This window comes from Nocardia sp. NPDC052316 (assembly GCF_044547795.1).
In the GTDB taxonomy this organism is placed as follows: Bacteria; Actinomycetota; Actinomycetes; order Mycobacteriales; family Mycobacteriaceae; genus Nocardia.
Genome location: NZ_JBIUBB010000010.1, coordinates 179252 through 201964 on the forward strand (window position 1 = coordinate 179252; position 22713 = coordinate 201964).

Below are 22713 nucleotides of genomic sequence, written 5' to 3' on the forward strand. Positions count from 1 at the left end.
CGTGCGGTGATCGTGGGTGCCTGACAGACTCGGCGGGTGACCGATTCTCGTGATGCCGACGCGACCCGCCTGGCCGCCGCTTCGCTGGCGCAGGGTGACCCGACCGGATGGTTCGAGCGGCTGTACACGGCCGCCGCCGAGGGGTCGGCGGTGGTGCCGTGGGATGCCGACGAGCCGAATCCGCTGCTGGTCGATTGGATCGAGCGGCATGAGCGGGCCGGTGGCGGGATGCGGGCCATGGTGGTCGGATGTGGGCTGGGGCGCGATGCCGAGCATCTGGCCGGACTCGGGTTCGAGACGACCGCGTTCGATGTGTCGGAGACGGCCATACAGACTGCGCGGGAACGCTTTCCGGCGTCCGAGGTGCACTATCGGGTCGCCGATCTGCTCGCGCCGCCTGCCGAGTGGGCAGGCGCGTTCGACCTGGTTGTCGAGTCGATCACCGTGCAGTCACTGCCGGTCTCGGTGCGGGCGGTGGCGACGGCGAACGTCGCGCGGATGGTGGCGCCCGGTGGCGAGTTGCTGGTCATCGCGGCTATCGGCGAGGAAGGTGCGGAGGTGGACGGACCGCCCTGGCCGCTCACCCGGGCGCAGATCGACGCCTTCGCGGTCGGGGATCTGCGGGCGGTGCGGGTGGAGCAGGTGGCCCGACCGGACAAGCCCGGGTTCGCCCGGTGGCGTGCGGTGTTCCAGCGGGGCTGAGATCTGCGCGTCGCGAGCGACGACGGCAGGATGGATGAGTGACCGACAACGGCCTGGTCTGGTACGCGGCCTACGGGTCGAACATGCACCTGAGCCGACTGCGGTGCTACCTCAACGGCGGCACACCGGAGGGCGGCGCGCGGGCCATGCTCGGCTGCCGCGACCCGGCCGAGCCCGTCCGCTCGGTGCCCATCATGTTGCCGGGCCTGCTGTACTTCGCCACCGAATCCCTGATCTGGACCGGCGGCCGCGCGTTCTACGACCCGGATGGGCCGGGACAGACCGCGGCCCGCGCCTACCTGCTCACCGTCGCGCAATTCTCCGACATCGCCGCCCAAGAGATGTACCGGCCGCCCGGCACCGATCTCGACCTCACCGAGGTGATCACCACCGGTCGTGTCCCTCTCGGCCCCGGTCGCTACGAAACCCTCTCCTGCGCAGGAACATTGGCGAACCATCCGATAATCACCTGCACCGCGCCCTGGCGCCACACCGACCTCCCCGGCAACGCCCCCTCCCCCGCCTACCTACGCCACCTCGCCGCAGGCCTCATCGAATCCCACGGCTGGACCGTCGAAACCACCGCCGACTATCTGGCCACCCGCCCCGGTGCCGACCTGGCCTGGACCCCCGAAACCCTCGCCACCCTCCTCACCAGCACTCCGCCCGCCGCGTGACGCCGTGCCCGAAAATGACTTCGGCTACGTCGAACGAGTGTGAGAACGTCACGGAGTGAACGATGGATGGCCCGACCGCCTGGTAGTACGTCCCTTCACCGTCAGCGACGCCCGCCAGGTCGCCGGCTGGCAGTACGCCGGTCCGTGGCAGATCTACAACTTCGGCGCCGCCGACGACGACCTGCCCAGCGCGGCCGACGGATACCTGGCCGTGGCCGACGCCGACACCGACCGCATTGTCGGGTTCCTCTGCACCGGACCCGAGGCGCGGGTCCCAGGCCTCGATGCGGACCCCACCATGGTCGACCTCGGTGTCGGTATGGATCCACAATGGGTCGGCCGAGGCCACGGCGAACACTTCGCCACCGCCGTGCTGACCCGGCTCCGCCAGGACCACCCGGCGACGCCGATTCGCGCAGTCGTCCAAACGTGGAACACGAGGAGCAGGCGCTTGGTCCGCCGACTCGGCTTCGTCGAACGCGGCGAACACCACTGCCTGCAGAACGGTCAATCGGTCACCTACACCGTGGCTGTGCTGACCGCATTCGACAACAAGCCCGAATAGCTCTGGACTGAAACTGCCGGTTCGGGTGGCAGCGCGCCGCCGCCCGAGACGGCCGCGGCGCGCTCTCGGGTCACCGCATCAGGCTCAGTAGGCCCAGGTCCGGGGCGAGCGCACCATCCTGGCCGAGGGCGCGGAAATCCGCCGCTACTTCGGGGAGCGGGAGCTTGCCCGCGCGCACCGCGCCGTAGCGCACGATGGACCAGAGGAAGACATCGAGGTTGTCGAACCGGGTGCCGGCTTCGAGCACCTCCTCCTCGTGAAACCACACGGCCACTTGGCCATTGGTGAGCAGGCAGTAGAGGTTACCGCCGCCGTCGGCGCCGATCGAATAGACGTCGTCGTCGCTCAACTCGGTCTCGTAGTCCGAATCAAGGATGCCGCAGTCGTTTTCGGCGAAGTCGAAGCCGTAGCTCCACTCGAAGATGTCCAGGAACTGCGGCAGCCGCCCGGAACGGACCCGCCGATCCAGTGCCGCGAGCGCCGCGGCGTCCGCGGGGGCCAGGCGCTCGAGGAACGGTGCCACCGGGCGTGTTTCGTCCGGTACCTCGACCGGTTCGGCGTCGGAGAACCAGCGCGCCAGATCGGCGTCGAGGTCGCGATCGGTGTAGCCGACCAGGTCGGCAATGGTGATGCTCACGACGCGCATCCTATTCGGATATGTTGGGCCACAGCAGGTGTGGCCGACAAGGTCCGACATCCAGCGCGGCCACGCAACTCCCGACTCGGTCATCGGCCATCGGTAAGCCCTGGCTGCGGTGTATTCGGCGGGTCAAGTCCGGTGCTCCACGAGGAGATACACGGCGCGCGATCGGCGGCGGAAACGGGTGGGTAGTCGAAGGTGTACTGCCACAGTCGGTTTCCCGCACGGTGGGCGACTTCGGCCAGCCATACCAACGCACCGAGACGACACCCGCGGCCTTCCGATCTTGCGCGACTGCCACCCGGCTAACAACGCGCCTACGCAGCGTGGGTGCGCTAGGTCCGTGGCCGAGTCCGGATATCCAAGCGGAGCTCCTCCCGCCCGCGGCGGCGGAAGGCGACCACCACACCCGTTTTCGACCCGGAACGGGCGTGCATCGCACTATCGCACCCGGCTCGCTGAGCCTCATCGCTCCGAGTATCGCGCGTTGCACGCCGACGAGTGCTCGCCCACCCCTCGGCCACCCCATGTTGCATATACGTATACATCTACCTATAGTCAGGCCATCGCTACTTCCGAACTGTCTCAAAAATCCACTACCACAAGGGGAATGGTCATGACTGAATCTCTCCACACGATCACGTCCCTACCGACCGCGCGTCAGCCCGGCTGTCCGTTCGACCCGCCCGCAGAGCTGATCGAGGCCCGTCGGCATGCACCGATCAGCCACTACACCTTCCCTGGCGGAAAGCCTGGCTGGTTGGTCACCGGGTATGAGCTGGTCAGGTCGATTCTGGCCGACTCGCGGTTCAGCTCACGCAAAGAGCTCATGCTCCACCCGACCATCGACTACTCGGGCTTCGAGATCCCGCCGGCACCGCCGGGCGAGTTCCTGCTCATGGACGAACCACAACACGGGCGTTATCGGATACCACTGGTGCGCAAGTTCACCGCACGGCGTATGCGGCTGCTCACCGAACGCGTCGAGCAAATCACCGCCGAACACCTCGATGCCATGGAGAAGGCCGGGCCGCCAACGGATCTGGTGACCGCGTTCGCCCGGCCCATCCCCGCCATCATGATCTGCGAACTGCTGGGCGTGCCCTACGACGACCGCGACTCTTTCCAAGAGAACGTGGAGTCGTTCATGAACGGCGAGACCAGCGACGAAGACCTGATGGCGGCGGTAACCGCGACCTACGACTACCTCACCGAACTGGTGGCTGCCAAGCGCGCGAACCCCACCGACGACGTGCTCAGCGACCTCACCGACACCGACCTCACCGATGAGGAGCTGCGGGGAATGGCCCTGGTTCTGCTGGCGGCCGGATTGGACACCACCGCGAACATGCTGGCGCTGGGCACCTTCGCGCTCCTGCAGCACCCGGAGCAGCTCACCGCGCTACGCGCCGATCCCGCGCTCACCGACCAGTCGGTGGAGGAGTTGCTGCGGTATCTGAGCGTCGCCAAGACATCCATGCGAACAGCGCTGGAAGACGTCGAGCTGGCCGGCCAGACGATCAAGGCAGGCCAGGTGGTCATCGCCTCGTACAACACCGCCAACCGCGACCCCGAACGCTTCGCCGATCCCCACCTGCTCGACATCCACCGGCGGGCGGACGGACATCTGGCCTTCGGCCACGGCGCCCACCACTGCCTGGGAGCCCAACTCGCCCGCGTCGAAATGCGCGTCGCGTTCCCCGCGCTGCTCAACAGATTCCCCACGCTGCGCCTGGCCGTCCCGGCCGAAGAGGTCCCCCTGCGCCCCGAATCCGCGGACATCTACGGGTTGAAGAGCCTCCCCGTCACCTGGGACGTATGACCGCAGCGGCCCAGATCGCGCACGCCACCAGCTCACCGCAGGTCAGGAATATCTCGACGAGTTCTCACGGTGATCGGCCCCGATCCGCGAGGTCATCGGACCGGACCCTGGCGAGTTCGCCGGGGAATTCGTCCGCAACTACACCGACGGCGGCTACGTCCCCGCCCGGGAACGCAAGACGCTGACCGATGCCATCGCACACGCCGAGGAGAGCGACCGCTGACCGCATCTGCTGCGGAGCGCGCGGTCGATGGACGAGACGATCGGCTGTGACGTCATGGGTTTGCTCGTTTCTGCGCGGCGCGGCCGATGAGTTTGTGGCGCCCGGCCGGTCAAAGCTGGTGACACCTTAGGAAAGGACACCGCTATGTCGGAGCTTCTCGTCGACTTCATCACATCCCTCGACGGCTACGCATCGGGAGAGGGTTGGCCCGGGTTCTGGGGCCTCGAAGGCCCGGAGTACCTCGCATGGCTCGGCGAGCAGCCCGAAGTCACCTACCTGATGGGTGCGAACACCTACCGCCTGATGTCGGGCTTCGCGACCGGCGAGGTCCCGCAGGGCCAAGACGAGTTCAGGCCAGAAGAAGAAGCGTCCGTCGACGAGCTCACCCAAGCGTCCAAGGTGGTGTTCTCCTCCTCCCTCGAGCAGCCGCTGACGTGGGCCAACTCCACGCTCGTCCGCGACGACGCCGTCGAGGCGGTCCGCGCCATGAAGTCCAGTGGCTCGGGGCTGCTCAGCACGATCGGCAGCCTGAGCCTGTGCCGGTCCCTGCTCCGAGCCGGACTCGTAGACCGATTCCGGGTCGTGATGTTCCCGGTGATCACCGGTGCCACCGGCGCAGAACGCATCTACGACGGTTATCCCGATGTTGCCCTCGAGATGATCGAGCACCGCACCTTCGACGGCCGCACCCAAATGGTCGAGTACAAGCCCCGCGTGCTCGAGCACCCTCCGCTGGGCGCCCCCGCCTGACCTCGCCCGTCCGCCCGGCCCGGACCACCGCCAGGCCGGCCATCCGGCTCAGCTGTGCACAGCGTGGGCTCGCCTGGCCGTCTCGTCGGCGAGATAGCAACGCCGCGTGAGGTTTTGCATACGCGGACGATATGTCCAGACTTCTAGCATTCGCTCTGTGCACGTACCGATGGTCGAGGACGAACCAGTGCGAAGGCCGCTGCCGGCCATCGCCCGTCTGCTCTCGGGGACGTCCCGGTTTCCTCTGCAGCAGTGCCGATTCCGGTGACGTGTGCCGACTCCCCGCGCCCAAACTTGTGACGCGGCCAACCGAAGGAGTTCCGTTGAAAAGAACCAAACTCACTATCTTCTTCGTCGCGGTCCTGTGCTCGATGTCGGCACCGGCACACGCCGAACCCGCGACACCCGGCGCGCTGGAGACCGGACTTCCGCACGTGTTCAGGCTCTTCCAGCTCAGCAACCCCGATCACCCGGCCTGCGTCTACTACAACGAAGTCGCCGCAGGCCGCGGCGATGCGGTCGATGCTGCCAACTGCAGACCCGACACGCCGCATTGGTTCGTGCGGGATGACCAGCCCGAATCCGTTCTCTTCCGGCTCGACCATTTCCCTGGCAAGTGCCTCATCGGCGATGCCTCCACTTCGCCCGGTGTCGTGATCGTCGGATCGTGTGACGACCCGCGCGCGGGCTGGGTCGGGGGCGGAGCTACCAACCCGCCCCGATGGGCGTTCGCGCCGAGCGCGGCACCGAGGATGTACCTGCGCGACAACGGAATAGCGCTGGTCCTGCAGAACACCAGCAACCCGCTCAACACCCCTGGATACTACTGGAATCCGCAATGAGCTCGGGGCGAGCCAAACCAAAAATTGAGCCGGATTACTCGTCTCATAACGCAGGCAGAGCACACCTCGTGCCAGGGGTAGCGCGAGCACTCGAAGCTGAGGTGAACACCTTCGCGTCGATCCGTCAGAACCGCGAATCCGGTTGTCGTGGTATCGATCAGGGAACCAGCGTTGATGCGGGGGCGGCTTGTCGTTGGTGGGTGATGGCGGATCGGAGGGCGGTGTGCAGGGTGTCGGTGAGAAGAGCGTGGTCTAGTTCATCCAGGCCTGCGCGAGTGACGCCGCCGGGGGTGGCGACTTGGGCGGTCAGGTCGGTGGGGCCGACGCTGGTGCGGTGCAGAGTGGCGGCGGCGCCGTAGAGGGTTTGGCTGATCACTTGCTCGGCGGTGGCAGGGTCGACGCCCAAATCGGGGGGCCGACTCGGCTTCGCCGTCGGCGGTTTCGGGTCGCGCCGCGGCAACGCGGATTTGCCGACTATCGGGTATGCCGCAATACCGTCTTTGGCTGGACTGACGGGAGATGGAATGCTGACTGGCAAGTGTCGGTAAGCAGTTGGTGGAGCGGGTGGTAGCCGTGACGGACTCGATTCTGGCCCGTGCAGCAGAAGATGTTTGCGCGGAGTTGCGCGCCCACGCGGCAGTGTGTGAGCAAAGCCCGAACGACCCGGTTGCTGTTGTCCGCCAAGGAGAGCGGCTACGCGGGGCAATGCTGGTGTATGAAGCAGCTCTCATGGAGGTGAGCGGCTGGTCGCTCCCGCTGCGGCACCTCGGGCAGCTCGAAGACTTCGAAGGGGACGACGGCGTGGAAGGTGAGGCGTAATTATTCGCCGAGCCGGATCCACGCCGCCCCGAACCTCGACTGCATATCCGGACACACCGCAGTTGCGCTCTCGAAGCCAACGGCAACGGCTATCTCGGACGCGCGGGTCGCGGCACTATCGGATGCTTGCTGCCCTGTCCGGCCTTCTTGCTGGCCATGGTCGGCCGAATGCCCCCGCAGCGGCGTGACAGCGTTCTGGGCTCCTGGCAGCACGCGACCGCTGCGGCGCAAGACCTTCACTCTTCGATCGGCAGGTGTGGGGCATGCGGCAGCAGCGCTTCAGCGACAACCCAGGGATCGTTCACTGTGGACAATCGATCGAAATCTGCCATCGAAATGTCGAGGGTGAAGACGACCGTTCCGTTGCCTGTCAGGGTGACCCCGGCGTAACACCGCCATGCCAATGGTCGCCCATCAGGACCGCTTTTCCTGACTAGTGGGATCAGCAGAACCGAAGCTATCTCGTCCAGGTGCGCCGCGGTCCAGCGCGGGCGACCATGCGCACTGAATCTTCCGCGAGCCCTCTCGCCCAGCGCGAGAAGATCTTGTCCGCTCACCTGTTTCACCACCCCGGGTACCTTGCCGCCCAACGGTCCTGGTCGCATCGAAGAGCGGGCACGAAACACCCGGGACAGCGACGCCATATGAGCAAACATCGATAAGTCCTCCAACAACGAACAACTTGACCAGCAAATCAAACCGGAACATCCACCACGCCGGTCTTGCTACCAGATCAGAATGCAGGTGCACGACATATAACCGAGGCAGTCCCGACTATTGAGGACTGGCAGCGCGCATCACCATCCGTTCATCCGCAATACAGGATAGTCAGTGCCGCAGCACATCTCGTTCGGTCCCCGCCGCAAGTGGCGATACAGGGCGTGGTCGAGTAGGTCCGTCGACACTCCGCCTGTTCGAAGGTCACGACCGAGCCGGAGAAGATGGTTGCACGATCTTCGATCCAGATCGTCGGCCGCTCCGAATACTCCATGGTGTCCCGTGCGAGGCCGAGGCATTGGTGTGCACGGTGCGGGGTCGCTGAAATCAATGCCTTTCGATCCAGACAGGAGCCATGGTGTGAAACTGTGTCCCACCGAATCGGGCGTCTGACAGCCCTGCTGCTAGGACTCGCGGTGCCGACGCTCGTGCGGTGCCCGCACACGCAGCGGGCGGCCTCGAGCTCGCCTACTCGTCCTGCAACCGTTCAAGTCCCGGACCGGGTCGGAAAGGCGAACCGCCAGTAACACCCAGCGGGGCGCGCCCGGCATCGCCTGCGGTGCCGGGACAGCCGGGCAATCGACTTGTTTGCCAGCCCGCCGACGCGACGTTCGCTCTTCGGCGTCATCGGATGAGCTGCGCCGCAGCCGATTCCGCGCGCCGAACGACGGCGTAGCGGCATTTCCGGATATCGCCTCCAGGGTCCGGCCGTCACCTCGTGCGGTTGCGCCACTGCACCAGCGGATGCATCACTGTGCCGTTACGTGCGGCGACCTCGGCCCACGGCCATCGTCGATACGACCGGAGCCTATGCGCCACAGTCGATATCACCGCGCAGAACGCGCGCCATGCGGAATGTGCGGACGTTGCGAGTAGCGTTCGTCCGGCTCGTCGTGCTGTAACTTACCCGCATGTCGAGTGTGGAGTCTGAGGTCTGCGTGGGTGGGATCCGCTCGGCCTGGGTCGCTTTTACTGCCGCGGCGATGATCAATCGTACGCGAGGTCGGGGGCGGCCACGGTTCGTATGGGCAGTGATCGCGTTGGCCGGCATCCTCGTGTCCTCGTGCGGCAGCGCGACCGATCCGGCGCACGCCAAGGCGGCGCGAGATGTCGAATCGGTACTCGGCCAGCTGCCAGGGGTTCATCAGGTTTCGATCACGGTCGGCGATAACTTCTCCGGGGTAGTCGTGTTGACCGAGGGAGCATCGGTCGACCAGATCAACGCAGTGATCAGGACATTCCACGACTCGACAGCAGCCGCTCCGGAGTTGCACGGGTTGCGGGCCGATATCGAAGTGCGACGACGCGATGAGAAGAGCTCCTTCAAAGTCGGAAAACACGGGTTCGCTACCGCGGCGGACCATACTGCCCAATGGCATGCCCTGAGCCTCGCCTTTCCCGAGGACGAGTTGCGCTGGATCTACCAGTGGTCCACTCACATTCGGATGGATTACGGGCCCGACGACACGCTCTCGAAGGGGACCGATGGGGTCGGCGAGATTGCACTGAATCTCGCTCGCTCGGACGACTTCACTGTGGTCAGCGATGCGTATCGGCGTTTGACGCGGGACTTCAGTGAACTTTCCAACGCCGCATGGCAGATCAAATCCTCAGCCCCGGAGAGCGGGCTCCTGCGGATAGACCACCGATACCCGACCGACCTCGAGCTATCGGTTTGGCATCGCCTGAACACCGACCGAGACCCAGCCCACACGGTGCTGATGCACTTGCAATCCACCCCATCGGGAAATCCGGCATGGCCTGACGTCATCGAGCGGATCCATTCGCGAGAATTCCACGACGCGAAGCTGCTTGCCGAAAAACATATCCCGATCGTCGCGGAGCTGCTTGCCCAGTTCCCCGCCACGACGGAGCTGGGATCGCGCGGCATCTCCTACCTGGCTACCTCAGACCCCCGCGACGGCCTGGAAAGCTATCACCGCGACCGAGGACTGCGAATCATCATCGGCAATTGCCAAATCGGCGGCGACCCGCCCACTAAGGCCGAGCTGCCACTGGTGCAACGGTACGGAGTGACCTGCTGAGCGACGGCTTGACACAAAACGACTTACGTTGATGAGCGCCCGGTACTGCCTACGTAGAAATTCTGGTGCGATCCCGCCTCTGGCGAGCCATGATGGACGGCGTGGGTCCGGTCGCGAGCGTGCTGTTGCGCAACCCTGTTTCCGACGCGCAGGTCGATCGGCTGATGAGGACGGGATTCCGGGTCTGCGCGCACCGCGACGAGTGGGTGCTCGAGGATCCCGCCGCCCTCGGGATTTCCGGCGATGTTTCGGACGCCGGCTTGGTGGGGGTGTCTGTGCGGCAGGACTATTCAGCCCACGAGCGCCTGGTGGAGGCGATCGGGTTCCGGCCCGTCGCGGCGATCGGGGCCTGGATGGCGTGCAACGGTGACGCCGATCATCGGCTGCTGGGGCACCTCTGCCTGGCCTTCGCCCTGGAATTCGACGCGCTGGTCGAGTTCGGTGGCGCGCTGACACCGTTCGCGTGGCCCGCACACATCCCCAACGTGAATCCGAGCCGCGAGCAGCGTGCCGAGATCGCGCAGCGCACCTCGCACGCCCTGCGCAGACTGCCGGGAAGGCTTTATGCCGTCAACCACGGATCGCGCAGCCGACCCCGCGAATCCCACGTGTGCGATGCCGAATTCCTCGACGCGTGGCTGCGGCATCCGCGATTCCGAATGATCAAGTGACGGTGCGGCTTCCGCGATCACTGCCCGGCATTCGGCAAGTCTGGAAGTTCGGCTCGACCTCGGCAAGTGCCTACCTCGTCGCCGTGGCAGGCTCCGGCGCGCCCGGCTCGGCCACCAGACCGAGCGACTTCAACGGACGCCTGGCGGTAAGGTCCGCGCGACCTCCATCCGATCGGGGTCGAACGTCGTCGTCATGGGTGCATCGCCCTTCCGCTCGGTGATGCTGATCGTGGTGTCATCCGGGAAGTACACGCGCACCGGACAATTCGCCTCGATTCGCTCCCACACCAGGACCTGCCTGCTGAGCAATCCGCCGCGTTCCCGCAACCACACGCGGCAGGAGGGATCGAAGAAGCCCCAGAACGATTCCGAGACGGCTTCATAGCGCCCGTCGCGACTGACCTCGACGGCCTTGATCGTTCCTCGGCCGCCGTCGCCGACCAAGGCGGACAAGAAGATCGTGATCGGCCACGCGACCACCGTCATCAACACCAGGACGGCACCGATCGCGCCGCGGACCCACGGCCTACACCGGCACAGCCCCGAGACGAAATGGCTCCAGAGCACTGCGCCCGCAGTCCAGCACACCGGCACGGCCATGATGAACACCCACGCAGGAACAAAATCGAGCCGATAGAAGCGGGTAGGCAGGCCACCTACAAACCACGCCGCCACTCCTGCCGCGAACAGCGCGACGACACCGAACCCCCACCCGATCTGCCGTACCCGGAACACTCGACCCGTCCCCACGGGTTGCGGCGCCCTCTCTTCAGTTGTCCTATCATTCAACGCATTTCCCACTCACTCGATGCGCGTGCGACCCTCCCGATCGAACACCCCAACAGCATAGAACGGTGCGGGGATGCCTCGTACCGAGTCGTGTAATCCAATCCGGCTGGGCATCGCCCGGCTCTCTCACCGCGCAGAACATCCGATCGTGCCGATTATGTGGCGTCGCACGCGCATGTGAGCAGAGTGCGGGTCGGCTTCTCTCGTGAACGGTGCCGGTGGACCAGCGGATCAGCATTGCCAATACCGAACTGTGAATGCCTGCTCAGCGGGGTCGAATGGGTGGTTTGCGAGATACCTACGATTGCGGACGGTCATCGGCAGGCTGCGCTCGAGGCTGCACGTGAGCCCTACCCCTTCGGGCCTGAGATAGTCGCGAGGGTCTGTCGTCACCAGGTAGTCGACATCAGGCGAACCCAGCTCCGCCACGATCGGAAAGTGCTTCTCGGCCAACAGTTTCGCGTCGCTGATATCCTGCGACTGGAGCTGCTCGGTAACTTGTGGTTGCTCTGGTTCTGCCGGGGGCAAGGCTGCCGAAGCCATCAGCACGTTGTGGGGCAGGATCTGGTCTTCGTTGAGGCGATGCCAGACGGAGAATTCGAGCTCGGTCGGGTACCGATTGGCCACCTTCAGTGACCCGGCCCCCAGAGTTGAGGGGCCGATTGCCCATCGAGCCCCGACAAATCAGGGAACTCCCGCATCAGGCGTCGGTAGGTTTCGCTGACGGCGTTGAAGTCGTTTGCGTGCAACAGCTTCAACGAAATATCGCCAACACCGATGTCCATCCTTTTGAATTGATCGGTTCCTCCGTAGTCGTAGTAAGCCCACGTGTGATAAGTCCATCCCACCTCATCCTGGGGAAAGGCATCGGTCAGGCCAAACCACAGACCGACGCGGTCCGGTGCCGTGGGGAACCCCGCCTGCCCTGCTCGGAAGGAGCTTTTCGAGGCTGGCCGGCGAACTTCGATCTCTGTCTCCCACTGCTCGAAGTCCGGGGCAGCTTGTGTCCGGTCGCGGAAAGCCTCGATCACTGCTCTGGTCTGTGCCGCCGACGCGTCCTCGGACAGCACGACTACCGCCGAGAACAATTGGCCGGCCTCGGTGGAGATCTGGTGGACTCCCGGCATCCGGCCGAGCGCGGTCTCGATGTCCCTCGCTTCCCGGGTGAGAGCAGGCCGGCCGTCGAAGACGGTGACGGACATGAGTATCCAACCGCTGCAAGAGGAAACGAGGACCCCGACCAGCGCGATCACCACCCACTTGAACCGAGGCCGTGCCCGAGACCCAGCGCGATACATCATCGCCGCTGCCACGATCAGCGTGGTACCGATACCGACATAGGTCACGCCGGCAGCGAAGGGCAGACGTTCTGCCTCGCTTCGGCACTCCAGGTAGTAGCAACCGTTGCCGAACATCACCGAAAACGGCGCTAGGACACCGATAACGGCCACGACCCCATAGACAGTCCAGGCCGCGCGGAACCCACCGCCACGGTGCCAGGACTTCAGGTTGAACATGCCGTCACGTTAACGGGCCACGGTGGACTCACGGGTTTGTACTCGTGGAGATTTGGTGCAGAAGGCACGCGCACTGCGTCGGCCGCACCCTCATACCGGCGGCGGGACGTCCTCGATCTCGGATGAAGCGTGCGGAAATGCCGATCCGAGACTGGCAACGACCGCCACGGCGTGAGACAAATCGGAAACGGCCAGGTCAGTGAGCTGGCGGTCCGCCACGACTTTCGGCCCCTACAAGTACATCTGCCGGGTGAGCGTGATGCCCTGGGGTGGATGTCCGGTATTGGCTGCGGGCTCAGCCATCTGCCCATACCCGGCCGCAAGTTCGTGCAGGCACCTCGGCGTCCGATCCAGGCGCCCGGTCGTCGCTTCGTTCGCGCGGAGGCCGACCGCGCTCACCGCGACCCCATACAACCAGGCGCCGGACTTGTTCGGTCAGCGGAAAGCCTTGTACCGCAGCGCAAGTACAGCACCAATAGCGCTGAGGATCAGGTAGCCGGTGAGCCGCGCCCAGCCCGGGAGGTCGAGATAGTTGAGCACGAACCAACTTTTCGAGCCCCCGGCGAGATTGTTGATCAGCCCGCCGACGCCCTGGATGAGCAGGAGTAACCCCAGTGTTTCGAACATCGTTCTCCCTTTTCGATACGATCGTATTGATTTGATTGTGCCAGGGTAGCCTTGGCCAAGACTAGAGTCAAACCAATACGATCGACATGGAAAGGGGTTGGCGGTGGGCGGCAAGGGCGCTGCAGTGCGCGGTGTGGGTGCCGCGCACGACGAGCGACGGCAGTCGATTCTGGAGGCGGTGTTCACGATCGTGGACACCGAAGGAGTCGAAAGGATGAGCATCCGCAACGTCGCCCAGCAGGCGGGCGTCTCCATCGGCCGAGTCCAGCATTACTTTCCTACCAAGGAAGATCTCTTCGCCGCAGCATTCGCCGGCATCGCCGAGGTCAGCGGCAAGCGAGTTCAAGAGCAAGCCGCGGCAGCGGGCACCGACGACCCGGTCGCGGTGCTGCGCGCGATACTTGCCGAGACTATTCCGCGAACAGCCGCCGACCGCCGCCTCTTCCGAATCATGCAGGCGTTCGAGACACACGCGTTGCCGCGCCCCGGTCTCGCCGTCCAGGTGACCCAGGGCTACGGCGGGCTGATCGACCTGATCGCACTTCTGCTGGGCCGCACGGCCGCAACGGGTCTCGACGTTGCCGAGGCTGCACTCGAACTCCTCGCGCTGTCCACGGGCCTTGCCGGACTGACCCTGACCGACAACATCACTCCGGAGCAAGCCCAACACATCGTTTTCGCTCGGCTGGATTCATTTGTGAGCGGGTGTCGAGGATCTGACTGAACCCAGTCCCGCGGCACACATTCATGTGCTTGCCGCGACCCGCGCGTTGGTGAGGCGCTCAAACCGGTTGACCGACATCGTCTCCCAGCGCGCGCAGCTGCCGACGACGGATTCTTCTTGGCGAATTCCGGATGTGTTCTGTCATACTCGCGTGCATGTGGCTGCGCGTGGACGGCCACGTCGATGAGGATGTTCGATGATCGTTGAAACGATCCCTATGTGGACTGACCAGCAAACTCTGATGCCTCTGCGCGATGTTCTGACGTTGTTCCAAGCGAACAATTGGCGGTGGAAACTCGAGGATTTCGACGGTATCGGACGATTCCCCGACGGCCTCACTTGGGCAGATTTCCAGGTCGCGGTCGAAGCTGGGGCGGCCATCTTCGATTGGCCCGGGATCCAGCAGTTCGCGGACGGCTTGGACCAGATGATCGATGGTCGGATCGTCGCCACGGATGCACATGACGCGGTCGTGGTGATGGTCGACGTGGTGGACAGCACCGAATACAAGATCGTGATCGATCCCGCCTGGAGCGACGCGGCAGCGCTCGCTTCGACTGTTGCGCGCTTCGCATCATCCCCGGTCATATCGGCCCCCAGCACTACGACTGTCCCATTCTTACGGGGGCCCAGCACCCCCATCGACCTATAAGAAGCCCAGCGAACCCAACGCGAACCATATGCGTCGGCGAACGCACCATAATGCCGCGTGGCGCACCTTCTACTCATCGAGATCGAATGCCGCGCAGAACATCCGACAGTGCCGACTACCCGTGTTCCAGGTGCGAGCTGGCGGATGTGGTCGATCTTCTCGGCGGGGCTCGCTCAGTGCGGCATTGCTTGCTGTGACTGGGAGCCCTGGTCTCGTGAAGGACCGCGGAATCGCACGTGCCGAAGCCGACAGCGCCCGTATACCAGCACCGCTGACATACAGCGCTGAGCAGCGCTTCGGAGTGTCATGAATATGGCAGTACGCCATGGGCTTTGCCCAGCACCTGCGCGAAACCGACTGGGGCCTCAGGGCTTTGTCGATGGCTTGCGCGAAAATGATGGAACCGATTGCCGCCCACATGCATCTAATACAAGTGGAAGCAGTTGGTTTCCGCAGCGTGCATGCTCGATAACGGGTTCTGTCGCTGTTTGATTCGAAGGGGAGTGCGAATATGAGTATCAATCGCTTGGCCACAAGGGTTGCGATTGTGGCGGGGGTCGCGATCAGTGCCGCCGGTATTGCTTCCGGCGCCGCTTACGCGGAGCCGCGCGAGCCGGGTGTGATGTGCTGGAATCTCGAGGAGTCGACCGAGGCGCCCATGTGGTTCCCGCTGGAGACGGTCTGCCCGGACGAGTATCCGCCCGCTCCGAACTGGCGCAACATGTGAGTTCGATCCGGCCCGACGCCAGGTGTATTTGCGTCGGGCCGGATCCGGCGGTGTCGCGAGTTGAGGTGCCAAGGCACCGCGACGCCGCTGGTCGAATGCTTTACGAGCCAGATCGACTGCGGCACAGAAGATCCCGCTATGCCGAATATTGCGTCCCAATTCGGCGGCGCTACTTTGCCGGGCGCAAGCGGGTGGCAGAGACGGGACAGCGGGCGGGGTTTCGGGCGCGGAACCAATGCGTCAGGCGAGGCGGTCCGGTTCGGTGTCCTCGGATGCCTCGGGGCTCTCGCGCCACGTGATCGCAGCTCCGGGGGCTGCACTCTTGTGGTCGTCGGGTATGGCCCAGGCGCTGATCACACTGCTCGCGGCACGTTCTTCCCAGCTCACGCGCCGCGTCCAGCGGCCGTACCGCACGCTTTCCGCGCTCATCCGGTGTGCGGTGAGCAGCCGCGAGAGCTGTTCGAACTCGGTCGGTGTCACGAACGCCAGGTAGTAGGCGTGCCCGGATTCCAGCGACGCCAGGACAGTACCGAGGGCAAAGGCGCGCTCACCGATCTCTTCGAGGAACGCCTCCAGGTAACCGACGCAATCGTCGGGGGTGTGCTCGGCATCGTAAGCGGGGATACAAAAGTCGGCGACCCAATCCCAGGACAGCGCTGCGGGATGGGAGCTCAGCGCTGTCAACTGCTCGCGGACAGACTGGAGATCGGCCTCGCGGGAGATGACCGCGATATCCGCAGTCGAGTCCGGAGATTCGGCGTCGCGAAACGACTCGGGGCCCTCGGGGGTGAGGTGTGCCCGCCGCTGGGCCATGATGGCCCGCACGCGGAACCCGTCATCAGGTTGCCTGCGTACCCAGTCATGGGAGTAGGCCGCGCTCTGCGACGTCTGGCGCACGATGCGATCCGGTTCGGGCGGGGCGGGCCAGAACTGCAGGAGGTAACGGTCCAGTAGCGGCTCATCGTCGAGTCTGACGTCCTTCTCTCGTGCCTGGTCCATGCCCCGCGCGCAGTACCGCACCCGGTAGTCGAGCCCTTCTTTCAAGTCCAGTTCCCAGGAGTCCTCGCCTGCCCACTGCACCAGGAAGGTCTGCTCCGAGAGCGGGTAGAAGGAGACCTCCACTACGTCTTCCCATGCCGGATCCAGGGCGGGAGCCTGGCCGCGAACTTCGACGGTGAAGCCGACGTCGCCGGTGTGCAGACCAGTGCTCAGGAACAGCGCGCCGGGTACCGCGGCGCCGCACAGTCCTGAGCTCTGCCCGGCGAACGCCTCGTGCATGCGCGGGCCGAAGTCCCCAGGGTCACTCTCGACATAGATCTGACTGTAGGAGACACCCACTTCGCCATCGAGTCTGAACACTTCTCACACCGTCCCCACCAGCGAGACCCCACCATCGCCCGGCCGCGCCAGGGGTAGCGTGGCCTCCGATAGCGAGGGCGCAATCGTCTCAGCAGGGTCGGCGGAAGCGTGGTGCGGTCTGGTCCGGGAACGGGTCATGGGCAGCAGCGTAGAGAAGACCACCGACACGGCCGCTCCGAAAACCCATGCGGCATGAGCAATCTGAAGCGGTGCACAGAATCCGACACGGGCTCGGCGCGCATCTGCAGCCACCGCTACCGAGCGAGGACCGCTGGGTGTGGACTCGGATGACCTGACTTCGGTCAGCTGCCGCGGCGAGTCCGCTCAGGTCACAGATTGTCCTCCTGCGTATGGTTCGACGCCGCACCGATCGCACCGGCCGAGGTGCACACAGCGGGTTCGAGATCGGCGGGAAAGAGATCGGGGCTGTAGGTCTCGGTCAGGTGCAGGCGGGGTCGGCCGTCCATATGGATGAGGTAGGTCTTGGCGGCGGCGGCCCGAAATTCGGCACTGAACGGCCAGTGGCGGTGGCCGGTAGTCAGGATTTGTCGGTGCTGTTCGATTGCCGCGGCGAGCAAGGCCCGGCCCAGTGGGGTGTGGCGGTCATCGATGAGCGGGTAGAGCGGATTGCCGGGCTCGGTCGTGATGATCGCTCGGTTGTACGACACCGGTTGCTCGTCGGGCGTGATCAACATCGACTCCCGAACCAGCACTCGGCACTGCGGCGGCAATTGCAGTGCTCGACCGATTTCGGGCGGTAGCTCCTCGGCGTCTTGCAGGTGCTGCTCTCGGACGCGCACGGTGACCGGCGCGCGCAGGATGGCCTCGAGCAGCAGGGTGGTGGTGCCGTCGCCGGCCAGCAGCGTGCGGGTACTCGGGTCAGCGAACTCGGTCACCGAGATCGTGTCGGCCGATGGGCGCCGAGTCCTGATCGACATGGGTGAAAACTCCTGGGGCATAGTTCAGTAGCGAGACTGCCGGGAATACCGGCGTCGCGGGGACCCTACGGAATTCGATCCGTTCATGCCCGGCCGGGTGCCCGCGGCGGGCACCGATCGCGCGGTCGTAATCGGCCAACAATCCCCACATGGAAATGTTTGACGTGGTTTGTTGCCCCGGCGGAGCCTGATCCCATGAATGACAAACCAACCCTGCTCGGCGCGATCGCCGCCGCCCTGCTGATTCCCGCCGCCCTGCTGATTCCCGCGGCACCCGCGCATGCCAACGGACCCGTCGTCGCCGAAGGGACCTTCAAGCCCTGGCAGGACGGCGCCGTCGCCGTCACCCACGACCAGACGCTGGCCCCCACCGGCAGCCGTGCCAGGGTGGTCATCGGCAGCTTCGATGAGAAGACCGTGGCCATCCTGACCGTCTCCGGCCTGCTCCCCAATCGCGTGTACGGGTCGCACGCGCACGTGAAGTCTTGTGGCCCGAAGCCGGCCGACTCCGGCGTCCACTATCAGAACGTGGAAGACCCGAATGCCAACGGCGGGATGTCGATGGACGCGAAGTACGCCAATCCGCGAAACGAGATGTGGCTCGACTTCACCACCGACAAGAACGGCAACGCCACCCAGGTCTCGATGGTCGACTGGACCTTCCGCAAAGGCAAAGCCGGATCGATCGTCGTGCACGAGAAGAAGACCGACACCACCGACGGCAACGCGGGCATGGCCGGCGCCCGAGTGGCGTGCCTGAGCGTCCCGCATTAACCCCCAGGTAGACAGGTGGGGTGGACATCTCCGAACTGCAAGCACGGGCCGTAACGATTCACGACCTCTACGACGCACTCAACCTCGCCGAGCGAGGCCGGACATGGACCCGGGCAGACTTCATGCTCGGGTTCGTCGGTGATGTAGGCGATCTCGCGAAGCTGGTGATGGCGGCCGAGGGCACCCGATCGATGCCGGGCGGACGTGCCGCGCTGGAACATGAACTCGCCGACTGCCTTTGGTCGGTGTTGATTCTGGCCCATCGATACGAGGTGGATCTCGAGACCGTGTTCACCAGGACGATGGGCGAGCTCGAGGCGGCCATCTCGGCCCGACTGGGTGATCAACCGGGCCTTTGATCAGGCGACGTCGCCAGGGGTCACGTCCGGGCCGGGTTCGGCGAATCATCTTGCGAGTAGGCGAGTTCGACGTTGTGCTGGACTTCGCCGCCGGTGACGGTGACCTGACTGGTCGACGGCGGGTAGCCGCGCGCGACGATGGTGTAGCTGCCTTGCGGTAGGTCGGGGATGAGGTAGTGGCCGTTGTCGTCGGTGCGGGTGGTGGCGGTCACGTCGCCGGTGGCGTCGAGGAGGCTGATCTGGGCGTCGGGGATCGGGCGGCCGTCTTCGGCCCGTGCGATCCCGGTGAGGACCGCCATGGGGGCCAGTTCGATGTCGTGGCGGAGTAGACCGGTGTCGGGGACGGTGAGGGTGGCTGCGGTGGGGCGCATGTGTTCGGCTACGGCTACGAGTGTGTATGTGCCGGTGACGATTCCGTGGCAGGTGTAAGTACCGTCGGCGGCGGTGACAGCGGTGCCGACGACGTCGCCTTCCAGGTCGGTCAGCGTGACGGTCGCACCGGCGAGCGGAGTACCGCGGGCGGCCGAGCGGACGACGCCGGACACCTCGCCGGAACCGAGCAACGTGAGGTCCAGCTGCTGGCGGCGCTGGCCGCCGGACACGGTGACCGCGGCAGGTTGGTGACCGGTGGCCGACACGATCAGCACATAACTGCCGCCGTCGGGGACGCCGATCAGATAGCCGCCCTTGGCATCTCCGCTGGTACGCGACACCTGATGCCCACGCTGGTCGATCAGCGTCAGCGTGGCACCGGGTACGGGATGACCGTCTTCCCGGCGAATGTGCCCACCGATCGTGCCGTCGTCGTCGCCGATTCCGTCCGCATCGAGCACGGTCACCGCGGAACCGGTTGCCGCCACAGCGAACTGGTGCGAGCCGTTGCCGGCGTGCTCGACCGAGGCGTGCGTGCTGACGGCCCCGGCCATCGCCGGTTCAGGCTCCGAGAGCACCTGAGCGGCGCCCTCCCACATCTGATCCTCGTCCCAACTCGACTCCGCGACAGGCGATGCCGTGGGCGGCGCCGTGACCGGCACCGGAGCATCCTGCAACGGAATCTCTTTCATGAGCAGGAGCACCAGGCACGCCAGCAGCGCCACCCCAGCCGCGACGTAGAACACCGCCTGCATGGAGTCGGTGAAACCCGTCAGTATCGGCACCTTCAGCGCATCGGGCATGGCCTCGATGCCGCTGGTGTTGCTCTGGATACCGGCGAGCTGGTCGGCACCGAACTCCGGCGGCAATATTCCACCGAACGCGGCGATTATCTTGTTGGGCAACAGGTTGAACATGATCGTCAAGAACACCGCGACACCGAGCGTGCCACCCATCTGGCGGAAGAACGTCGCCGACGCGGTGGACACCCCCATGTCCGACCGGGGGCCCGCGTTCTGCGCCGCGATGATCAACGTCTGCATGCAGCCGCCGAGCCCGAGCCCGATCACCGCACTGTAGGCCAGCGGCTGCCACAGCGGGCTGTCGTAGTGCACCTGCGCGTACAGCGCCGAGCCGACCGCGATGACGAAAGTGCCTGCCACGGGCAGCATCTTGTAGCGGCCGGTCTTCTTGGTGATCCGCCCGGCGAGCTGCGCGCCGATCGTGATGCCGAGCACCAGCGGCAGCATCAACAGACCCGCGTTGGTCGGGGTGAACCCGCGCACCACCTGAAAGTACTGCGGCACCATGGTGATGGCGCCGAACATGGCGACGCCGACAATGAACCCGCCCGTGATGGTGACGCTGAACGTCGAACTCTTGAACAGCCGCAGGGGAATCAGCGCCGCGTCCTTCATCAGGAACTCGACGAGCAGGAACAGCAGCAGCCCGAACGCGCCGATCCCGTAGCAGAGCAGCGACCGGTGCGCGCCCCAACCCCAGTGTCGGCCTTGCTCGGCGACGACCAGCAGCGGCACCACCCCGATCGTCAACGCCACCGCGCCGAACCAGTCGATGCGATGACGCTGGCGCTGATGCGGCACGTTCAGCACCTTCGCGACGACCAGCCAGGCGAGCACGCCGACCGGCACGTTCACCAGGAACACCCAGCGCCAGCCGTCGATCCCGCCGAGCGTCTGGTAGTCGGAGAAGAATCCGCCGAGCACCGGCCCGAGCACCGTCGCGGTACCGAAGACGATCATGAAGTAGCCCTGGTAGCGCACCCGTTCGCGGGCGGGCACGATATCGCCGATGATGGTGAACGCCAGCGACATCAAGCCGCCCGCGCCGAGCCCCTGAAACGCGCGGAAGCCGGCGAGTTGATACATGGAGGCGGCGAAGGTGCAGGCCACCGAGCCGAGGATGAACAGCCCGATCGCGGTGAGATAGAACGGCTTACGCCCGTAGATGTCGGCCAGCTTGCCGTAGAGCGGCGTGGTGATCGTCGCGGTGATCAGGTAAGCCGTTGTCGCCCATGCCTGTTCATCGAAGCCGTGCAGGTCGTTGGCGATCTTCACGATCGCGACGCTCACGATGTTCTGGTCCAGCGCGGCCAGGAACATGCCGAGCAGCAGGCCGGACAGAATGGTCATGATCTGCCGGTGTGACAGTGCCGTGCCCTCGTCGGCTTCCAGGCCCGGCGGCATTGCCTGGGTGGTGGAATTCGTCATGTGCGCCCTGATTCTGGTCGGCTGAGTTGTGGTGTTGTCCTCGAACACGCGTATTCCTCGCCGGCCGCCGCGAGCACCTGCGCGGCCGTCGAGTGGGTCGGCTCGGCGCGAGTCCGAGCCATGTGCGACAAGCGATCTGCTCTGTACTACTGCTGGTAGAACTCTCAGCGTGCGACAGATCGGCGAGCATACCGGTGCGCTACGGGCCGCCAACGGGCGTGGGCCCTCCCCTTTTTCACCAGCGGGCTTGCTCGATCCGAGCAACTAGTTGCTGACGCGAACAATACAGCGGCGCGCGGCCCGACTGCCAGCACGGGTGGGGTTGGTCGAAACCCACATTCGGATAGCCGCTTGCTATGTAAGGTCTTTCGTGTCTCGCCGCAGGCGGGACAGCTTCTGCGGCGCGGGCTGCGGTTCGCCTGTCGCAGGTGCGGACCGACATCCGGCGACAGGGGAAGCACAAGATGCCCGACAACGAACCGGCACCCGGCAACACCGGCCGTCCGGCACACTGGTGGACCTCATCGCTGTTCTGGACCATCGTGGGCAGCGTCGCGGGTGTGTTCGCGGTGATCGTCGGCATCGCCGAGTGTGCGGGCTCGAATCCACCGTCGGCGACGCCGAGTGCGTCCGGCGGCCCCGGTCCCACCACTTCCGTCGGCCCGTCCGCCCGACCCACGACCACCGCGCCACCCTCGATTGCCCACGGTGTGAAACGCAGGATCGCCAACGTCGAGGGCATCGACCTGGATACCGGACAGATCCGCGATCAGAACGAGCCCGGTGTGGACATGAGTCCGTCCAGAACCGGCGACTCCCTCAACGCCATGACCCACGGTGCCGCGCGCTTCGCCATTCCACGCGCTGAGGCCGGCCTCGACGGCTGCGCCGCCATCGCGCCGGCCGCCTGGACCCAAACCCTCGACAATGTCTACCACCTGCCCATCGACGGCCACCTCTGCGTGCGGACCGACCAGGGCAATCTCGCCGATCTCACGCTCACGCACATCCCTTCGGCCGCTGAGCAATACCTCGAGTTCGACTTCACCACCTGGCGGGGGGGGGGGGGGGGGGGGGGGGGCGCGCGGCCCCGGCCCCCCCCCCCCCCCCCCCCCAACACTGGGGGGGGGGGGGGGCCGGGCCCAACCCCACACCCACGTGGTTGTGGCGG

General features: G+C 65.4%; 25 protein-coding genes. 15 read left to right on the plus strand and 10 right to left on the minus strand.

What is annotated here, in order from left to right:
* Nucleotides 1–36 precede the first annotated feature (36 nt).
* The 3 genes from ACIHA7_RS37995 to ACIHA7_RS38005 all read left to right on the plus strand — a co-directional run bounded on the left by ACIHA7_RS37995 (nucleotide 37) and on the right by ACIHA7_RS38005 (nucleotide 1944).
* The gene (locus ACIHA7_RS37995; RefSeq protein ID WP_397296633.1) at nucleotides 37–702 is read left to right on the plus strand and encodes a class I SAM-dependent methyltransferase; all 666 of its coding nucleotides are present in this window, start codon (nucleotides 37–39) and stop codon (nucleotides 700–702) included.
* 83 nt (nucleotides 703–785) lie between these two features.
* Entirely contained in the window at nucleotides 786–1379 is a 594-nt protein-coding gene (locus tag ACIHA7_RS38000) for a histone deacetylase (RefSeq protein ID WP_397296694.1), read from the plus strand.
* Between the two features lie 55 nt (nucleotides 1380–1434).
* Entirely contained in the window at nucleotides 1435–1944 is a 510-nt protein-coding gene (locus tag ACIHA7_RS38005; RefSeq protein ID WP_397296634.1) for a GNAT family N-acetyltransferase, read from the plus strand.
* A 70-nt stretch (nucleotides 1945–2014) separates the two neighbouring features.
* On the opposite strand, the gene ACIHA7_RS38010 is transcribed toward ACIHA7_RS38005, so the two are convergent.
* Entirely contained in the window at nucleotides 2015–2581 is a 567-nt protein-coding gene (locus tag ACIHA7_RS38010; protein ID WP_397296636.1) for a hypothetical protein, read from the minus strand.
* A 619-nt stretch (nucleotides 2582–3200) separates the two neighbouring features.
* Between ACIHA7_RS38010 and ACIHA7_RS38015 the strand changes: the two genes are divergently transcribed.
* From ACIHA7_RS38015 to ACIHA7_RS38025, 3 genes are all read left to right on the plus strand, one after another.
* Complete coding sequence (locus tag ACIHA7_RS38015; protein WP_397296638.1) at nucleotides 3201–4406, plus strand: cytochrome P450; 1206 nt, start codon at nucleotides 3201–3203, stop codon at nucleotides 4404–4406.
* A 367-nt stretch (nucleotides 4407–4773) separates the two neighbouring features.
* Nucleotides 4774–5379 carry a dihydrofolate reductase family protein gene (locus tag ACIHA7_RS38020; RefSeq protein ID WP_397296640.1) on the plus strand — a complete coding sequence of 202 codons (606 nt, stop codon included), beginning with the start codon at nucleotides 4774–4776 and terminating at the stop codon, nucleotides 5377–5379.
* Nucleotides 5380–5702: 323 nt separating this feature from the next.
* A complete protein-coding gene (locus tag ACIHA7_RS38025) occupies nucleotides 5703–6221 on the plus strand; it encodes a hypothetical protein (protein ID WP_397296643.1) in 519 nt (172 codons plus the stop codon).
* A 157-nt stretch (nucleotides 6222–6378) separates the two neighbouring features.
* Here the strand turns inward: ACIHA7_RS38025 and ACIHA7_RS38030 are convergent, their stop codons facing one another.
* Complete coding sequence (locus ACIHA7_RS38030) at nucleotides 6379–6759, minus strand: pyrroline-5-carboxylate reductase family protein (RefSeq protein ID WP_397296645.1); 381 nt, start codon at nucleotides 6757–6759, stop codon at nucleotides 6379–6381.
* Between the two features lie 35 nt (nucleotides 6760–6794).
* Here ACIHA7_RS38030 and ACIHA7_RS38035 point away from each other — a divergent pair, with 35 nt between their 5' ends.
* Complete coding sequence (locus ACIHA7_RS38035) at nucleotides 6795–7040, plus strand: hypothetical protein (RefSeq protein WP_397296647.1); 246 nt, start codon at nucleotides 6795–6797, stop codon at nucleotides 7038–7040.
* A gap of 236 nt (nucleotides 7041–7276) precedes the next feature.
* Here the strand turns inward: ACIHA7_RS38035 and ACIHA7_RS38040 are convergent, their stop codons facing one another.
* The gene (locus tag ACIHA7_RS38040) at nucleotides 7277–7609 is read right to left on the minus strand and encodes a hypothetical protein (protein ID WP_397296649.1); all 333 of its coding nucleotides are present in this window, start codon (nucleotides 7607–7609) and stop codon (nucleotides 7277–7279) included.
* Between the two features lie 1059 nt (nucleotides 7610–8668).
* Here ACIHA7_RS38040 and ACIHA7_RS38045 point away from each other — a divergent pair.
* Together ACIHA7_RS38045 and ACIHA7_RS38050 are read left to right on the plus strand one after the other, a co-directional pair.
* Nucleotides 8669–9802: a hypothetical protein gene (locus ACIHA7_RS38045; protein ID WP_397296652.1), complete on the plus strand. Its 1134-nt coding sequence runs from the start codon at nucleotides 8669–8671 to the stop codon at nucleotides 9800–9802.
* Nucleotides 9803–9903: 101 nt separating this feature from the next.
* A complete protein-coding gene (locus ACIHA7_RS38050; RefSeq protein WP_397296654.1) occupies nucleotides 9904–10473 on the plus strand; it encodes a DUF6368 family protein in 570 nt (189 codons plus the stop codon).
* Nucleotides 10474–10602: 129 nt separating this feature from the next.
* Here the strand turns inward: ACIHA7_RS38050 and ACIHA7_RS38055 are convergent, their stop codons facing one another.
* The 4 genes from ACIHA7_RS38055 to ACIHA7_RS38070 all read right to left on the minus strand — a co-directional run bounded on the left by ACIHA7_RS38055 (nucleotide 10603) and on the right by ACIHA7_RS38070 (nucleotide 13406).
* Nucleotides 10603–11223, minus strand: coding sequence for a hypothetical protein (locus ACIHA7_RS38055; protein ID WP_397296657.1), 621 nt, complete (start codon nucleotides 11221–11223; stop codon nucleotides 10603–10605).
* A 270-nt stretch (nucleotides 11224–11493) separates the two neighbouring features.
* Entirely contained in the window at nucleotides 11494–11889 is a 396-nt protein-coding gene (locus ACIHA7_RS38060; protein WP_397296660.1) for a hypothetical protein, read from the minus strand.
* Between the two features lie 2 nt (nucleotides 11890–11891).
* Entirely contained in the window at nucleotides 11892–12779 is an 888-nt protein-coding gene (locus ACIHA7_RS38065) for a hypothetical protein (protein ID WP_397296663.1), read from the minus strand.
* 435 nt (nucleotides 12780–13214) lie between these two features.
* Nucleotides 13215–13406, minus strand: a complete 192-nt coding sequence (locus tag ACIHA7_RS38070) for a hypothetical protein (RefSeq protein WP_397296665.1) — start codon at nucleotides 13404–13406, stop codon at nucleotides 13215–13217.
* A 103-nt stretch (nucleotides 13407–13509) separates the two neighbouring features.
* Here ACIHA7_RS38070 and ACIHA7_RS38075 point away from each other — a divergent pair, with 103 nt between their 5' ends.
* The 3 genes from ACIHA7_RS38075 to ACIHA7_RS38085 all read left to right on the plus strand — a co-directional run bounded on the left by ACIHA7_RS38075 (nucleotide 13510) and on the right by ACIHA7_RS38085 (nucleotide 15509).
* Nucleotides 13510–14130, plus strand: a complete 621-nt coding sequence (locus tag ACIHA7_RS38075; protein WP_397296668.1) for a TetR/AcrR family transcriptional regulator — start codon at nucleotides 13510–13512, stop codon at nucleotides 14128–14130.
* A gap of 196 nt (nucleotides 14131–14326) precedes the next feature.
* Nucleotides 14327–14782, plus strand: coding sequence for a hypothetical protein (locus ACIHA7_RS38080; protein WP_397296671.1), 456 nt, complete (start codon nucleotides 14327–14329; stop codon nucleotides 14780–14782).
* A 511-nt stretch (nucleotides 14783–15293) separates the two neighbouring features.
* On the plus strand, nucleotides 15294–15509 hold the full coding sequence (locus ACIHA7_RS38085) for a hypothetical protein (RefSeq protein WP_397296674.1): 216 nt from the start codon (nucleotides 15294–15296) through the stop codon (nucleotides 15507–15509).
* A 240-nt stretch (nucleotides 15510–15749) separates the two neighbouring features.
* On the opposite strand, the gene ACIHA7_RS38090 is transcribed toward ACIHA7_RS38085, so the two are convergent.
* Both ACIHA7_RS38090 and ACIHA7_RS38095 read right to left on the minus strand, forming a co-directional pair.
* Nucleotides 15750–16868 (minus strand): hypothetical protein, encoded by a 1119-nt coding sequence (locus ACIHA7_RS38090; protein WP_397296677.1) that lies wholly within the window; start codon nucleotides 16866–16868, stop codon nucleotides 15750–15752.
* A gap of 329 nt (nucleotides 16869–17197) precedes the next feature.
* Entirely contained in the window at nucleotides 17198–17806 is a 609-nt protein-coding gene (locus ACIHA7_RS38095; protein ID WP_397296680.1) for a chorismate--pyruvate lyase family protein, read from the minus strand.
* A 195-nt stretch (nucleotides 17807–18001) separates the two neighbouring features.
* Between ACIHA7_RS38095 and ACIHA7_RS38100 the strand changes: the two genes are divergently transcribed.
* On the plus strand, nucleotides 18002–18580 hold the full coding sequence (locus ACIHA7_RS38100) for a superoxide dismutase (protein WP_397296682.1): 579 nt from the start codon (nucleotides 18002–18004) through the stop codon (nucleotides 18578–18580).
* 20 nt (nucleotides 18581–18600) lie between these two features.
* A complete protein-coding gene (locus tag ACIHA7_RS38105; RefSeq protein ID WP_397296685.1) occupies nucleotides 18601–18939 on the plus strand; it encodes a MazG nucleotide pyrophosphohydrolase domain-containing protein in 339 nt (112 codons plus the stop codon).
* A 20-nt stretch (nucleotides 18940–18959) separates the two neighbouring features.
* Here the strand turns inward: ACIHA7_RS38105 and ACIHA7_RS38110 are convergent, their stop codons facing one another.
* Entirely contained in the window at nucleotides 18960–21542 is a 2583-nt protein-coding gene (locus ACIHA7_RS38110; protein WP_397296697.1) for an MFS transporter, read from the minus strand.
* Nucleotides 21543–22006: 464 nt separating this feature from the next.
* Between ACIHA7_RS38110 and ACIHA7_RS38115 the strand changes: the two genes are divergently transcribed.
* Nucleotides 22007–22713 (plus strand): hypothetical protein (locus ACIHA7_RS38115; RefSeq protein WP_397296688.1); only part of this gene is annotated, 707 nt, incomplete at its 3' end.

Bases quoted from the DNA above. Each gene is read 5' to 3' on its own strand.
- ACIHA7_RS38000 (WP_397296694.1), top strand. From the start codon at position 786: ATGCACCTGAGCCGACTGCGGTGCTACCTCAACGGCGGCACACCGGAG.
- ACIHA7_RS38015 (WP_397296638.1), top strand. From the start codon at position 3,201: ATGACTGAATCTCTCCACACGATCACGTCCCTACCGACCGCGCGTCAG.
- ACIHA7_RS38020 (WP_397296640.1), top strand. From the start codon at position 4,774: ATGTCGGAGCTTCTCGTCGACTTCATCACATCCCTCGACGGCTACGCA.
- ACIHA7_RS38045 (WP_397296652.1), top strand. From the start codon at position 8,669: ATGTCGAGTGTGGAGTCTGAGGTCTGCGTGGGTGGGATCCGCTCGGCC.
- ACIHA7_RS38065 (WP_397296663.1), bottom strand. From the start codon at position 12,779: ATGTTCAACCTGAAGTCCTGGCACCGTGGCGGTGGGTTCCGCGCGGCC.
- ACIHA7_RS38070 (WP_397296665.1), bottom strand. From the start codon at position 13,406: ATGTTCGAAACACTGGGGTTACTCCTGCTCATCCAGGGCGTCGGCGGG.
- ACIHA7_RS38080 (WP_397296671.1), top strand. From the start codon at position 14,327: ATGATCGTTGAAACGATCCCTATGTGGACTGACCAGCAAACTCTGATG.
- ACIHA7_RS38085 (WP_397296674.1), top strand. From the start codon at position 15,294: ATGAGTATCAATCGCTTGGCCACAAGGGTTGCGATTGTGGCGGGGGTC.
- ACIHA7_RS38095 (WP_397296680.1), bottom strand. From the start codon at position 17,806: ATGTCGATCAGGACTCGGCGCCCATCGGCCGACACGATCTCGGTGACC.
- ACIHA7_RS38100 (WP_397296682.1), top strand. From the start codon at position 18,002: ATGAATGACAAACCAACCCTGCTCGGCGCGATCGCCGCCGCCCTGCTG.
- ACIHA7_RS38110 (WP_397296697.1), bottom strand. From the start codon at position 21,542: ATGACGAATTCCACCACCCAGGCAATGCCGCCGGGCCTGGAAGCCGAC.